Genomic DNA, 15287 nt, shown 5'->3' with positions numbered 1-15287 from the left:
AGGAAAACTATGATTACAAAAAAAGAGTGTGTAGCAATGTTGCTGGCAGGCGGCCAGGGAAGCCGATTATTCGCGTTGACCCAGAAGAAGGCGAAGCCTGCTGTTCCCTACGGCGGTAAATATAAGATTATAGATTTCCCGTTATCCAACTGTGCGAATTCAGGAATCGACACCGTGGGTGTCCTGACTCAGTATGAACCCCTGGAGCTTAATTCCTATATCGGAACCGGAGGGTTCTGGGATTTAGACAATATGAACGGAGGAGCCTTTGTTCTTCCGCCGTATGTGAGAGGCGAACAGGGAAACTGGTACCGCGGAACTGCCGATGCCATTTATCAGAATATCAATTTCATTGACAATTATGATCCGGACCACATCATTGTATTGTCCGGTGACCAGATCTGCTGTATGGATTATCAGAAGATGCTGAATTACCATAAGAAGAAAGGCGCTGACTGTACGATCTCTGTGCTGGAAGTTACACTGGAGGAAGCGAAGCGTTTTGGGATCATGAACACCGATGAGGACAACAGGATCGAGGAGTTCGAAGAAAAACCGGCTCACCCTAAGAGCACGAAAGCATCTATGGGTATTTACGTGTTCAAATGGAAACTGATCCGCCAGTACCTGATCGATGATGCAAATGATCCGGATTCAGAACACGATTTCGGCAAAAACATCATTCCGAGAATGCTGGAAGAAGGAAAGAAAATGTATGCATACAGCTTTGACGGATACTGGAGAGATGTGGGAACGATTTCAAGCCTGTGGGAGGCTAACATGGAGCTTCTGGAGGAGAATCCTCAGCTGAATTTAAACGATGACAAGCTGAAAGTCTACACGAGAACTTACGGACTTCCGCCTCATTACATAGCAGAAGGTGCCAGTGTGAAAAAGAGCATCATCGCAGACGGCTCTTTCATCGAGGGGACCGTGGAAAACTGTGTCATTCATTCCGGCGTAAAGATCGGAAAGGGAGCCGTGGTGAAGAACAGTGTCATTATGAAAGATTCCATCGTCCGGGAGAACAGTGAGATCAACAAGGCGATCATTGACGAGGAAGTTGTTGTGGAAGAGGGAAGCAAAGTCGGAGAAGGCAATGAAGTTACTGTCATCGGCTATCACAGTGTGGTGCTTGAGGATGCTGTCGTTGAGGATGGTGCAATGATCTATCCGGAATCTATTTTACACTAGGGAGGTAGAAACTATGGAAAATCAAATGCTTGGACTTATAAATGCAGGAGAAGAAAACAGAAGGCTTCAGGATTTGGTGCGCACCCGAAGCTTATCGGCACTCCCGGTAGGCGGAAGATACCGGACCATAGATTTCCTCCTGAGCAATATGGTCAACTCTGCCATTAAAAATGTCGGAATCATGACAAGATACAATTACAGCTCTCTGATGGATCATGTTGGTTCCGGGAAAGACTGGGGACTCAACAGGAAACGCGGAGGACTTTATACCTTCCCTCCGTATATTTCAGGAAGCGGAAGATCCGGAGAATATGCCAGTGTCATGGATGGGCTGAGGGGAACTTTGGGATTTTTAAAGAAGGCTTCCGAGCCGTATATTCTTCTTGGACGTTCTTATGTGATATTTAATTCTGATTTTAACGACATGCTGGAAAAACACATCGACAGCGGCGCGGATATCTCCATGATGTATTTTGACAACAGTGATGACGCCACGAACTGTGATTATGACGGTGTATACCTGAAACCGGATGAGTCCGGACGCATTACAGATATGTGCTATTCGGAGACAAAGCACCGCTACGGCAAGAAGAGCATGGATGTGTATATTATGAAACGGGAACTCCTGATCGACTTTATCCAGGAGGCAGTATCCCACAACAGAAAACATTTCTTCTTCGACGTACTTATTCCGAATTTTGACCGCCTGTATATTCAGGGATACGAATACAAAGGATATGTAGGCTGCATCACATCTGTGGAGGCTTACTACAATATCAATATGGACTTATTGAAACAAGATGTTCAAAAAGAACTGTTTTTTGGTAAGAATAAAGTGTATACTAGGACGAGTGACAGTGCGCCTGCCCGCTATGGCATCGAGGCGAATATCAGCAACAGTCTGATCAGCAGCGGCTGTGAAGTCGACGGAACCGTAGAAAATTCTATTATCTTCCGCGGATGCCAGATTGAGAAAGGCGCAGTGATCAGAAATTCCATCGTTATGGCGGAAGGATTTATAGGAAAGGGTGCGGACATCAATCATACGATTATGGACCGGCATGTAAAGATCTATTCTAACGCACATTTATCCGGATCCAGACAGCATCCGGTGTTCATACCGAAGGGAGCCAGCGTCAATGAATAAAAGGAATGAGTGTATGATGAACGTACTGATGGTTGCAGCGGAATGTGCTCCCTTTGTGAAGCTGGGCGGCCTTGCCGATGTCATCGGTACTCTGCCCAAGGAGCTCAACAAGCTTCATGCGGATACCAGAGTCATGATGCCGTTCCACCGCCAGATCAAGGATAAGTATGCTGCACAGACAAAGCATATGGCAGATTTTTATATACATTTTGCCGGAAGAGACGTATATGTAGGCGTTGAGGGCTTATTTTTCAACGATGTCACGTATTACTTTATTGACAATGAAGAGTACTTCGGCGATGCGGTTTACCGGGGCGGGGACGCAGAAGGAGAGCAGTACGCATATTTCTGCCGTGCTGTAATCGAAGCTGCCGGAAGGATCGGATTCCTTCCGGATGTGCTTCACTGCAATGACTGGCAGACCGGGCTGATCCCGCTTCTCCTGAAGACTCAGTACAGCCATTGGGAGATCGGGCGTGCCAGGACGATCTTTACAATTCACAACATGATGTATCAGGGTGAGTATGCCTTTGAGGCTTTTCACCACTGGCTGGGCATCGATCCGAGGTATGATACACCGGAATTTATGCATAACTATGAGTGTGCAAGCTTTATGAAAGCAGCCCTCGTATTCGCAGACCGGATCAGTACGGTAAGTCCCACTTATGCACAGGAGATCAAGACTCCTGAGTTTTCATACAGGCTGGAAGGTATTTTGAATGCCAGGGCCTGGGATACATGGGGAATCGTAAACGGCATCAATACAGAAGAATTCGATCCGGAGACAGACCCGTACCTGCAGTATCATTTTAATAAAGATGATCTGACAGGAAAGAAAAAGAATAAAGAAAAACTGATCAGTGATCTGGGACTGAGCATTTCTCCCGGCGTGCCGATCATCGGCATGGTCAGCCGCCTTACCGCACAGAAGGGACTTGATTTAGTCAAGTATATCCTGGATGAGCTGATGTGTACGGAAGATATTGCTTTCGTCGTATTGGGAACAGGCGACCATGATTATGAAGAATTTTTCCGCTTTATGGAGAATAAGTATAAGGGAAGAGTATGCTCATATATCGCATACAACAATGCGGTGGCTCATCAGATCTATGCTGCCAGCGACTTGTTCCTTATGCCTTCTAAATTTGAACCGTGCGGCATCTCACAGATGATCGCACTTCGATACGGAACTCTGCCGATCGTGCGGGAGACCGGAGGGCTTTGTGACACGGTCCAGAGCTACAATGAATTTGAAGAGACAGGAAACGGATTTTCTTTCAGAAATTACAATGCACACGAGATGCTTTCAGTCATTCGTTACGCATTGAATACGCTGCGCAGTCCAAAGCGCAGGAAAGGCTTGATCCAAAGGGCGATGGAGTCTGACAACAGTTTTGCGTCATCAGCCAAAAAATATCTAGAATTATACCAGAGCATTCTTTAGACAACTGGTGAAAGGAGCAACAGAGGATGAAAATTGTAAACAATAACAGTAAGGTGAAGGAGATCATCAGCAATGTTGAGAACAAGCTGAACAACAACTTCGGAACAACATTGGAGGAGGCAACCAGAGATGAGCTTTATAAGGCGGGAGCTGGCTGCATCCGGGATGATATCATGCATCTTTGGACCAAGAGCCGTAAAAAGACAGAGGATCTGGGACTGAAAAAATTATACTATATGTCTGCGGAATTCCTAATGGGAAGAGCATACAGCAACAACCTGATCAATTCCGGGGTTTTCAGGGACTATAAAGAGGCCTTCGAAAAAATGGGCATTGACTTTGACGATATTTTGGATGAAGAGAGCGATCCGGGGCTTGGTAACGGAGGACTTGGACGTCTGGCCGCATGCTTCCTGGATTCTTTGTCCACCTTAAATCTGCCGGCGATCGGATGCGGCATCCGTTATGAATACGGGCTGTTCCAGCAGAAGATCATCGACGGAAGTCAGGTAGAGGTAGAAGACGACTGGCTGAGAGACGGTTTCGTGTGGGAAGTAGAACGCCCGGAACTGACGATGGAAGTCCGCTTTAACGGAGAGATCAGGGAAAACTGGACAGAGGACGGCTTAAAGATCGAGCACTATAATTATCACACAGTGCTGGCAGTACCGTACGATGTGCCGGTTATGGGATATAAGACCAATGCCCCGGCTACATTGAGACTCTGGAGTGCAAAGAGCAAGCAGAACTTTGACCTTCATTCTTTTAATGAGGGAAGATATGAGAAGGCTTCTGCGGATTCAGAGTTTGCGGAAGTAATCTCAAAGGTTCTCTATCCTGCGGATGACCATATGCAGGGAAAACTGCTCAGATTAAAGCAGTTTTATTTCCTGACATCTGCCACTATGCAGCTTATGGTAAAACACCACAAGGGAAAAAGAGGAGATCTCCATACTCTTCCTGAGTATGCGGCTGTCCAGATCAACGATACTCACCCGACCCTTGCAATCCCTGAATTAATGAGAATTCTCATGGATGAAGAAGGCTTCGGATGGGAAGAAGCAGAGGACATCGTAAGCCAGATCTTTAACTATACGAACCATACGATCATGGCCGAGGCTTTGGAGTGCTGGGATGAAAACATGTTTAAGCTTCTTCTGCCGAGAATTTATCAGATCATCTGTGTTATGAACCAGAAGTACTGTGAGCGTCTGAGAACTTATTATCCGAATGATGAGGCCAAGATTGCTTATATGGCGATCATCGGAAATAACCAGATCCGCATGGCAAACCTTTGTGTTGCCGTCTGCCACAGGGTGAACGGAGTTTCCCAGCTTCACGGAGACATATTAAAGACGAATCTGTTCCACGATTCATACAATATTTATCCTCAAAAATTCCTTGCAATTACCAACGGCATTACACACAGAAGATGGCTTGCTCTGGCAAATCCGGAACTGTGTGATCTGATTCAGGATAATGTCAGGGGAGACCTGCTCGGTGACTACCGTCTGTTTGAAAAGATCATGCCGATGGCTGACGACGCGGAATTCTGCAGGAAATATGATGCTATTAAACAGCGCAATAAGAGAAGGCTTGCCAAGTATCTGAAACAGAAACAGGGAATAGAGATTAATCCGGATTCTCTGATCGATGTGCAGTGCAAACGGCTTCATGAGTACAAGAGACAGCTGCTAAAATGCCTGCATATTATTTATCTGTACAAACAGGTGAAGAAAAATCCTGATTTCTTAAGCAAGCCGATCACCTTTATTTTCGGGGCAAAAGCGGCTCCGGGATATCAGAGGGCAAAGGAGATCATCCGTCTGATCAACTCCATCGGAGACATGGTCAACAATGATCCTGCGACGAAGGATAAGATGCAGGTTGTATTTGTAGAAAACTACTCGGTGTCTGTGGCTGAAGTGCTGATACCGGCGGCTGACATCAGCGAACAGCTTTCAACGGCCGGACTGGAAGCATCAGGAACCGGAAACATGAAGTTTATGATGAACGGTGCGCTGACTCTTGGAACTATGGACGGAGCTAATGTGGAAATTTTTGAGCAGGTAGGCAAAGAAAATATCTTTATTTTTGGGGCCACTGTGGATGAGATCAATTCCATGAAACAGTACCGGACGTACAATCCGGGAACCATTTTTGAACAAAACCCAATGATCCGTGAGGTGTGCAACTGTCTGATCGCGGGAGAACTTCCGAGATACGGAAAGAGAAAATATTCTGATATTTATCAGTCTCTGCTGTTTGGAGAACATAATATTCCGGATCAGTATTTTGTCCTGTATGATCTGCCTTCTTATGTGGAAGAATTTGAGAAGGTATACGACATGTATATCAATCACCACGATGAATGGGTGAAGAAAGCGGTGATCAATACCGCTAAATCCGGATTTTTCTCTTCCGACAGAACGATTGAAGAGTACAATGAAAAAATCTGGAATTTACCAACATACAAATAGGCAAGGTGAGAGAACATGATCCATAATGCATCAATTGAGCAGTACAGAGAACCTGTTGGGGCTGTCACAAAAGGCGAAGAGGTAAAACTTCGCCTTTTTGCCTTGGAGGGAACAGCTGTCACTGTGGAACTGGTCTTATATTCGGAAGATTACCATAAGACCTTTTCAATGAGAGAGAAAAAGGGTTTCTATGAATGTATCATAGAGATGCCGGAAAAAGCGTGTATCCTGTGGTATTATTTCAGGATCACAGAGGGAAATTACACGTACTATTACGGAGCAAGGCCGGGACGGACCTGCGGGGAAGGGATTCGGGTAGAAGAAGATGTCCGGGGCTTTCAGATAACGGTTTACGAAAGAGGGTTTGAGACGCCTAGATGGCTTTCAAAAGGCATTATGTATCAGATATTCCCGGACCGGTTCTGCCGGGGAGACAGGCAGAATACCGTGCGGGGGGAAGCATACCACAGAAAAATGGGCCGTGATATTTATGTGCACAAAAGCTGGGAGGAACGCCCGCTTTTCGGACCTATGGAGGGAAAAGAATTCTATGATCCCTGTGATTTCTTCGGGGGAGATCTGGAAGGCATCAAGAAGCGGCTGGATGAACTGAAAAAGCTTGGGGTTACATGCATTTATCTGAATCCGATCGTCGAGTCAAGCTCCAATCACCGCTACAATACGGGAGATTATAAAAAGGTAGATCCGTTCCTTGGGGACAACGAAGACTTCAGAGAATTATGCGAGGTTGCCAGGAGAAAAGGAATCCATATTATTCTGGACGGGGTTTTCTCCCACACAGGAGCAGACAGCCTGTATTTCAATAAAAATGGGAATTACAAAAGTGTAGGCGCATACCAGAGCCAGGATTCACCGTATTATGACTGGTATTCTTTTGACAGCAGGGGCGATTACAAGAGCTGGTGGGGCTTTCGGAGTCTGCCGGAAGTCAATGAGCTGGATGAGCGCTTTCTGTCTTATATTATCACGGGAAGGAATTCTGTGTTAAAGCACTGGTTTAACCTGGGGGCATCGGGATTCCGGCTGGATGTGGCGGATGAGCTTCCGGATGAATTTATTTTCCTGATGCGTAAAACGATGAAAAAAATGTTTAAGAACTATGCCCTGATCGGGGAAGTGTGGGAAGATGTGACCACCAAGGAAAGTTACGGGGTCAAGAGAAAATATGCTCTCGGCAGGGGGCTTGACAGCACTATGAATTATCCGTTTAAGGTAAACTGTGTCAACTTTTTGCTTGGAAATGAAGATGCGTATGCTATGCAGCAGTTTTTGCTGGGGCAGCAGTGCAATTATCCAAAGCCGTTTTATTACAGCGTAATGAATCTGCTCTCGTCCCACGACATCCCAAGAATCCGGACGACACTGGCTTCAGGCATGAATGAAATGCTGCCGTCCAGGGAAAACCAGATCGACTATGTAGTCACATCAGAAAATGACCGCAGGGGAGCCGTGCTCTCCAGGCTGGCATTCGCGATTCAGTTTTTCATTCCGGGAATTCCTTCGATTTATTATGGGGATGAATATGGGATGAACGGCCTGATGGACCCGTTTAACCGGGGGCCTTATTTTAAACATGATACGAAAATTTATGAAGAATTGAAGACGGTTTCGGTGTTCAGGAGCAGGGAAAAAATCCTTCAGACAGGATACGCGCTGTATATCGGCGCATCAAAAAATGTTCTGGCTATCCTTCGCTTTGCCGCTGGGAATAAAGATATATTCGGAGAACCGTGCGGACAGGGGGCCTATCTTCTGCTTGTAAATCCGGGAGATGAGGAAGAAGAGATAGAATTTGACATCGCGGATCACAAGGAAGGGGTGCCTGAGGAAGAACACAGGCGTCTCATCAAGATGCTTGGCAACACCCGTGTCCACACAAAGATACAAAAATCAGACTATAAGATCATGCGTCTGTCATGATTCTGTCAGCAGCTCTTCGTCTGCATGATCCATGACAGAGAATGCAACATTTGTCCCGTGATCAGCGATCCGTTCAAGGGATGAAAGCATATCAGAAAATAACAGACCGGCCCGGGGCTCACAGATGCCCTGGGCCATTCTGTTCAGATGGCGTTTTTGATAGCGGCGTTCCATGGCGTCTATGGCCTGTTCATGTTTATAAAAGTCGGGGATCATCTCTTTTTTGTGCTCTTTAAAGATCACCACGGCGTCTTTCAGGAGGGCAGATACAGCGTTGTACATATTGACAAGCTCGCGCTTCGCATCTTTGCTCAGACGGGAATTGTGGTCAGCCGCTGAGCGGGCACTATCGGCGAAATTTTCGGCAAGGTCGCCGATGCGTTCGATGTCGCCGACGGCATAGAACATGCTGCCGAGGATCTCGCGGTCACCTACGGGCAGTTCCTGAAGATTGGAATTGACGAGAAAGTCGGTGATTTTCTGGCTCAGACTGTCGATCTCCTCCTCTCTCTGGTAAATCTCTCCCAAATGTTTTGTACTGCAGTTTAAAAATGCGTGGAAAGCCAGTTCCAGATTCTTGTTCGCAAGCTCTGCCATACGGGAAATTTCCTGCCGGACCTGAGGAATTGCGGAGATCGGAGATCGGTACTCACCGATGAAGTTAAGATCGGAGCGGGCAGGCTTTGCTTCGTCTCCGGGGACAATCTTTTCTGCCAGTTTGACAATCAGCCCTGTACTCGGAAACATGATCAGGACTTCGAAGATTTTGAAAAATGTATGAGCGTTGGCAACGCTGCGGCCTACATTGCCCCTTGATATATGTAAGATCGTCTCGGTGATCGGGCCGAGGAATAAGCTGAGCATTGTAAAAATTGCGGCGCTTCCGAAGACGTTAAATAAAAAGTGAATCACTGCCGCTCGTTTTGCGTTTTTCTTGCCGCTTAAACTGGCAAGGAGTGCAGATACACAGGAACCCATGTTACAGCCCAGAATGATGAAAAAACAGATGGAGAGTCCCAGCAGTCCCTGGGAGGCCATCAAAAGTACAATGCTGACCGTTACAGAAGAACTCTGGAGTACGGCGGTGATAACAAAGCCGATCAATACAGCAGCAAAATGGTTGTCCAGTCCGGAAAGGGCCTGCATGACAGCAGGTGAGTCCTTGAGGAATGACATTGTTGATGACATGGTGGTAAGGCCGGTGAAAAGCACACCGAATCCCAGGACAACTTCCCCTGCCTTTTTAATCCTAGGGTTTTGTACAAACATGACCATGATCACGCCGGACATTAAAAAAACAGGTGCTGCATCTGAGAGATTAAATGCTACCAGCTGGGAAGTCACAGTTGTTCCGATGTTGGCACCGAGAATCACGCCCGCTGCCTGTGACAGATTCATAAGGCCTGCGTTTACGAAGCTTACGACCATAACCGTGGAGGCACTGGACGACTGAATGATGGCTGTGAAGAAGATTCCTACCAGCATCCCCGAAAATCGGTTGGTCGTGAAAAACTCCAGGATCCCTCTCAGCCTGGCACCGGCGGCTTTCTCAAGACCGTCACTCATCAATTTCATTCCGTACAAAAATAGTCCCAGGCCGCCGGCCATCGGTAATAGAAAAGAACTCATTGCTGCCTCCTTGGTTTATATAAAATTTAACATAGATTTTACAAATACATTACTTCTATTTTACTTTAAAATAAGCAAAGAGACAAGAAAAACAGATTGTCATTTTTCATTGTACAAGGTATAATGAACCAAATATAAGGAGGAAGTTTATGAAGCATTATGATTATATTTTAGTGGGCGGAGGACTTTTTAACGGAGTCGTGGCCAGAGAAGCAGGAAAACAGGGGAAATCGTGTCTGGTTGTGGAAAAAAGAGACGCCCTGGGAGGAAATATCATGTGCAGAGATGTGGAAGGAATCCTGGTCCATGAGTATGGAGCACACATTTTCCACACGAGCAATGAGGAAGTATGGAAGTATGTGACCTCGCTGGCAGAATTCAACCATTATATCAACTGTCCGGTAGCCAACTATCACGGTGAGACATATAATCTTCCTTTTAATATGAATACCTTCAGCAAGATGTGGGGAATTACATTTCCCGCTGAGGCAAAAGAGATCATAGAATCCCAGAAACAGAAGGTGGAGGGAGAGCCTTCAAATCTGGAAGAACAGGCCATCAGTCTGGTGGGCACAGACATATATGAGAAACTCATCAAAGGGTATACGGAAAAACAGTGGGGAAGAGACTGTAAGGACCTGCCCGCATCGATCATCAAGAGAATTCCTGTCCGGTACATCTACGACAACAATTATTTTAATGATCCGCATCAGGGAATACCGAAAGAAGGATACAACAAGCTGATTGGGAAGCTGTATGAAGGCTGTGACGTGATGCTCTCCACAGATTATCTGGAAAAGAGAGAGGAACTGGAATGCATGGGGGACAAGGTCATCTACACCGGAACGATCGATTCTTACTATGGATATTGTTTTGGAAAACTGGCCTACCGCAGTCTCAGATTTGAACACGAACTGCTGGAAGAAGAAAATCATCAGGGCGTGGCAGTCATGAACTATACGGACCGGGAGACGCCGTACACGAGAAAGATCGAACACAAGCACTTTGCATTCGGAAAACAGGAAAAAACCGTAGTCACGAAAGAATATCCGGCAGAGTGGGAAGACGGGATGGAACCTTACTACCCGGTCAACGATGAGGAAAACAACCGGTTGTTTGAAAAATACCGCGAGCTGTCCAAAAAGGAAGAAAAAGTTTTGTTCGGAGGAAGACTCGGGGAGTACAAATACTACGATATGGATAAAGTCATCGAGTCTGCTCTGCGGTTTACGAAGGATACACTGCATCTGTGATACTTTTGTGTATATTCTGCCGGGATTAACAGAGAAAATTAAAAAAGGCCGTTTGGAATTTTTTTCAGAATTCTGAACGGTCATTTTTTTGTCCAAGGGGGTTTGCACGATTTTTTAAATCTTGTTATAATAAACTCTATATGCCATGAAATGAAAAAGAATGGAGAATACCAATGCAGATATATAATAACGAAGCACAGAAACAGTATTCCTACATGGAAGAAATGAAAGAGTGGGTAAAGGCACAGGAGGAACGCCTTGGAAGGCCTCTTACCTGTCATATCACCACCTTTGGCTGCCAGATGAATGAGAAAGATTCAGAAAAACTTCTGGGAGTGTTGGAGACCATCGGTTACCGGCAGACAGATACAGAATATGCGGACCTGGTGCTCTTTAATACGTGTACCGTGAGGGAGAATGCAAATACGAAACTTTACGGTCACCTGGGTCATGTAAAGAAAGCAAAAGAACAGAATCCTGAAATGATCATCGGCCTCTGCGGCTGTATGATGCAGGAAGAACAGGTCGTGGAAAAGATCAGGAAAAGCTATCCGTTTGTGGATCTTATATTCGGGACCCACAACATTTTTAAGCTGGCGGAGCTCCTGAAAGCAAGGGCAGATTCCGGAGGAATGATCGTGGATATCTGGAAGGACACGGATCAGATCGTCGAGGACCTCCCGAGCGACCGGAAGTTTTCTTTTAAATGCGGCGTCAATATCATGTTTGGGTGCAATAACTTCTGCAGTTACTGTATCGTCCCCTATGTGCGGGGCCGGGAGCGCAGCCGGAAGCCGGAGGACATCATAAGGGAGATTGAAGGCCTGGTACAGGAAGGAGTCCGGGAAGTGATGCTGCTCGGGCAAAATGTAAATTCCTACGGGAAAAATCTCGATGAGCCGGTGAGCTTTGCGCAGCTTTTACAGAAGATCGAGCAGATCGAAGGGCTTGCCCGCATCCGGTTTATGACGCCTCATCCCAAAGATCTCTCTGATGAACTGATCGAAGTGATGGCTTCTTCGAAGAAGATATGCCGTCACATGCATCTGCCGGTACAGTCCGGAAGCAGCAGAATCTTAAAGAAAATGAACCGGCATTACACAAAAGAAAGCTATCTTGCGCTGGCGGAGAAGATCAAAGAGAAAATTCCGGGGATCGCGATGACCACAGACATTATTGTAGGATTTCCCGGGGAGACGGAAGAAGACTTTGAAGAGACACTGGATGTGGTAAGGAAAGTGAAGTTTGACAGTGCTTATACGTTTGTCTATTCCAAGAGGACGGGGACACCGGCGGCCTCCATGGAAGATCAGGTGGAGCCGGAGGTGGTGAAAAAAAGGTTCAGCCGGCTTCTTGAGGTGATCAAAGAAAGCTCCAAGGACAACAGGAAGGACGGAATCGGGAAAGAGGAGGAGGTCCTTGTAGAAGAGAAAAATACCCACGAGGACGGCATGGTCACCGGCCGGCTTTCCAACAACATATTAGTACATTTTAAAGGGGACGAGAGCCTCATCGGACAGCTCGTCCGGGTAAAGATTACCGAAGAAAAAGGCTTTTATTATATGGGAGAACAGGTAAATGGCTAAATTAACTCCAATGATGGAACAATATATGGCGATCAAAGAACAGAATCAGGACTGCATTCTGTTTTACAGGCTGGGAGATTTTTATGAGATGTTCTTTGACGATGCACTGACGGCTTCCAGGGAACTGGAGATCACACTGACCGGAAAAAACTGCGGCATGGAAGAACGGGCCCCCATGTGCGGAGTCCCGTTCCATGCGGTGGATTCCTATCTCAATAAACTGGTGGAGAAGGGATATAAAGTTGCGATCTGTGAGCAGGTGGAGGACCCGAAACAGACGAAAGGGATCGTAAAGAGAGAGGTCATCAGGATCGTGACTCCGGGAACAAATATTTCCCAGCAGAGTCTGGAAGACGAGAAGAACAATTATCTCATGTGTATTTTCTGCAGCGACGACAGTTTCGGACTGTCTGTGGTGGATGTGACCACGGGAGATTTTCGTACCACATCCATGGATGAACTCCACAAAGTTGTGGATGAGATCTTTAAGTTCGCCCCTGCCGAGATCATATGCAATGACGCATTTATGATCAGCGGTGTGGACATAGAATTTATAAAAGATAAGCTGGGCGTCTCTGTTTCCAATATTGACCATTATTATTTTGACGAAGAACAGGGGGAGGCCGCCATCAAATCCCAGTTCCATGTGGGTAATTTAAACGGTCTGGGCCTTTCAGACCATCCTATGGGAAAGATTGCCACAGGAGCGCTTCTTTTATATCTGCATGAGACTCAGAAAAATGCGTTAAATCATCTGATGTCCGTCTCTCCGTATGAGACAAGTGAATATATGATCATCGACAGTTCCAGCCGGAGGAATCTGGAACTGTGCGAGACGCTGAGGGACAAAAAGAAGAAAGGTTCCCTTCTGGGCGTGCTGGATAAGACGAAAACGGCCATGGGAGCCAGGCTTCTGCGCAGTATGATCGAGCAGCCTCTGATCGACCGAGTAAAGATCGAGGAGAGGTATGATGCGCTGACGTCACTTACCAAACAGGCCATTGCCCGGGAAGAGATCAGGGAATACCTGAATCCGGTCTATGATCTGGAGCGTCTGATGACAAAGGTCAGCTATCAAACAATAAATCCAAGAGATATGATCGCCCTGAAAGTATCACTCCAGTGGCTTCCGCCGATTAAGACGATTCTTGAAGAATGCGGTGACAGCCTGCTGTCCGGCCTCAGAGAAGATTTGGATACGCTGGAGGACGTGGCAGGACTTTTGGAGGATGCCATACTGGAGGAGCCTCCGATCGCAGTCAAAGAAGGGGGCATTATCAAGGATGGTTTTTCTGAACAGATCGATCAGTTAAAGCGCGCCAAGACAGACGGCAAACAGTGGCTGATGCAGCTGGAAGAACGGGAGAGGCGCGCTACCGGAATCAAAACCCTGAAGGTCAAATTCAATAAGGTGTTCGGATATTATCTGGATGTGACCAATTCCTACAAAGACAAGGTGCCGGAACATTACATAAGGAAACAGACGCTCACCAACTCTGAGAGATATACAACGGAGGAGCTGAACAAGCTGGCAGACACGATTCTCGGGGCTGAGGACAGGCTGTGTGCGCTGGAATATGAGACCTTTGCGTCTATCAGGGAAACTCTGGCAGGAGAAATGGAGCGGATCAAGAAAACCGCGGGAGTCATCGCATATCTGGACGTACTCTGCTCCCTTGCCTGTGTGGCAGAACAGAACGGTTATGTGAGACCGAAACTGAACACAAAGGGCCTGATCGATATCAAAGAGGGCCGGCATCCTGTGGTAGAGCAGATGATGTCCAATGATATGTTTATTTCCAATGACACGTATCTGGACAGTAAACGGCACCGGGTTTCCATCATCACCGGGCCCAATATGGCAGGTAAATCGACTTACATGAGACAGTCGGCGCTGATCGTTCTCATGGCCCAGATAGGCTCCTTTGTGCCGGCCCAAAAAGCCAACATCGGCATTGTGGACAGGATCTTTACCCGGGTGGGTGCCTCTGACGATCTTGCCAGCGGACAGAGTACCTTTATGGTGGAGATGAGCGAGGTGGCGAATATTTTAAGGAATGCCACCAAGGACAGCCTGCTGATTTTGGATGAGATCGGCCGGGGCACCAGCACTTATGACGGTCTGAGCATTGCATGGGCCGTGGTGGAGTACATCAGCAATCCTAAGCTTTTAGGTGCCAAGACTCTGTTTGCCACCCATTACCATGAACTCACGGAGCTGGAGGGCAAAATCGGCAGTGTCAATAACTACTGCATCGCCGTAAAAGAACAGGGTGACAACATTGTATTTTTAAGAAAGATTGTGAAAGGCGGAGCAGATAAAAGCTACGGCATTCAGGTCGCCAAACTTGCAGGAGTGCCGGATATGGTCATTCAGAGGGCAAAAGAGATCGTGTCGGAGTTAAGCGACAGTGATATTGTTTCCCAGGCACAGAAAATTCAGGTGAGCAGTGAGCCCCAGCAGCTTTCCCTGTTTGCAAATGACAGTGAGCCGATGATGGAGCACCCGTTTATGGCGGAGATTCGGAAAAAGGATCTGTCTTCCATGACACCGCTGGAAGCGTTAAACTATTTGTATATTCTGCAGAACAGGCTTAGAGAAGAGGAATAGTT

9 protein-coding genes are annotated in these 15287 nt (G+C 46.7%); 8 read left to right on the top strand and 1 reads right to left on the bottom strand.

Features of this window, described 5'->3' with window-relative positions; genetic code table 11:
* Positions 1–9 precede the first annotated feature (9 nt).
* Genes ANCC_RS11085 through ANCC_RS11065 form a run of 5 tightly spaced genes read left to right on the top strand, consistent with a single transcriptional unit; the run spans position 10 to position 8206 of the window.
* Positions 10–1194, top strand: coding sequence for a glucose-1-phosphate adenylyltransferase (locus ANCC_RS11085; protein WP_006565843.1), 1185 nt, complete (start codon positions 10–12; stop codon positions 1192–1194).
* A 13-nt stretch (positions 1195–1207) separates the two neighbouring features.
* Positions 1208–2341 (top strand): glucose-1-phosphate adenylyltransferase subunit GlgD, encoded by a 1134-nt coding sequence (gene glgD, locus ANCC_RS11080; RefSeq protein WP_006565842.1) that lies wholly within the window; start codon positions 1208–1210, stop codon positions 2339–2341.
* Positions 2334–3785, top strand: coding sequence for a glycogen synthase GlgA (gene glgA / locus ANCC_RS11075; protein WP_006565841.1), 1452 nt, complete (start codon positions 2334–2336; stop codon positions 3783–3785). The genes glgD and glgA overlap by 8 nt, the downstream gene beginning before the upstream one ends.
* A gap of 26 nt (positions 3786–3811) precedes the next feature.
* A complete protein-coding gene (locus ANCC_RS11070; RefSeq protein ID WP_006565840.1) occupies positions 3812–6265 on the top strand; it encodes a glycogen/starch/alpha-glucan phosphorylase in 2454 nt (817 codons plus the stop codon).
* A 15-nt stretch (positions 6266–6280) separates the two neighbouring features.
* Complete coding sequence (locus tag ANCC_RS11065) at positions 6281–8206, top strand: glycoside hydrolase family 13 protein (protein WP_006565839.1); 1926 nt, start codon at positions 6281–6283, stop codon at positions 8204–8206.
* Here the strand turns inward: ANCC_RS11065 and ANCC_RS11060 are convergent.
* A complete protein-coding gene (locus ANCC_RS11060) occupies positions 8201–9835 on the bottom strand; it encodes a Na/Pi cotransporter family protein (RefSeq protein WP_039946190.1) in 1635 nt (544 codons plus the stop codon). The two genes, ANCC_RS11065 and ANCC_RS11060, sit on opposite strands and share 6 nt — an antisense overlap.
* Before the next feature lie 149 nt (positions 9836–9984).
* On the opposite strand from ANCC_RS11060, the gene glf reads away from it, so the two are divergent.
* The 3 genes from glf (at position 9985) to mutS (ending at position 15285) form a co-directional block, all read left to right on the top strand.
* On the top strand, positions 9985–11088 hold the full coding sequence (glf, locus tag ANCC_RS11055; RefSeq protein WP_009290497.1) for a UDP-galactopyranose mutase: 1104 nt from the start codon (positions 9985–9987) through the stop codon (positions 11086–11088).
* A 173-nt stretch (positions 11089–11261) separates the two neighbouring features.
* Positions 11262–12674 carry a tRNA (N6-isopentenyl adenosine(37)-C2)-methylthiotransferase MiaB gene (gene miaB, locus ANCC_RS11050; RefSeq protein WP_006565835.1) on the top strand — a complete coding sequence of 471 codons (1413 nt, stop codon included), beginning with the start codon at positions 11262–11264 and terminating at the stop codon, positions 12672–12674.
* Positions 12667–15285, top strand: coding sequence for a DNA mismatch repair protein MutS (mutS, locus tag ANCC_RS11045; RefSeq protein ID WP_006565834.1), 2619 nt, complete (start codon positions 12667–12669; stop codon positions 15283–15285). Before miaB ends, mutS begins: the two co-directional genes overlap by 8 nt.
* Positions 15286–15287 lie beyond the last annotated feature (2 nt).

The sequence above is a fragment of the Anaerostipes caccae L1-92 genome (assembly GCF_014467075.1).
GTDB classification, from domain to species: domain Bacteria; phylum Bacillota; class Clostridia; order Lachnospirales; family Lachnospiraceae; genus Anaerostipes; species Anaerostipes caccae.
The sequence above is the reverse complement of the archived record's forward strand: the minus strand, read 5'-3'. Positions and strand labels throughout refer to the sequence as shown.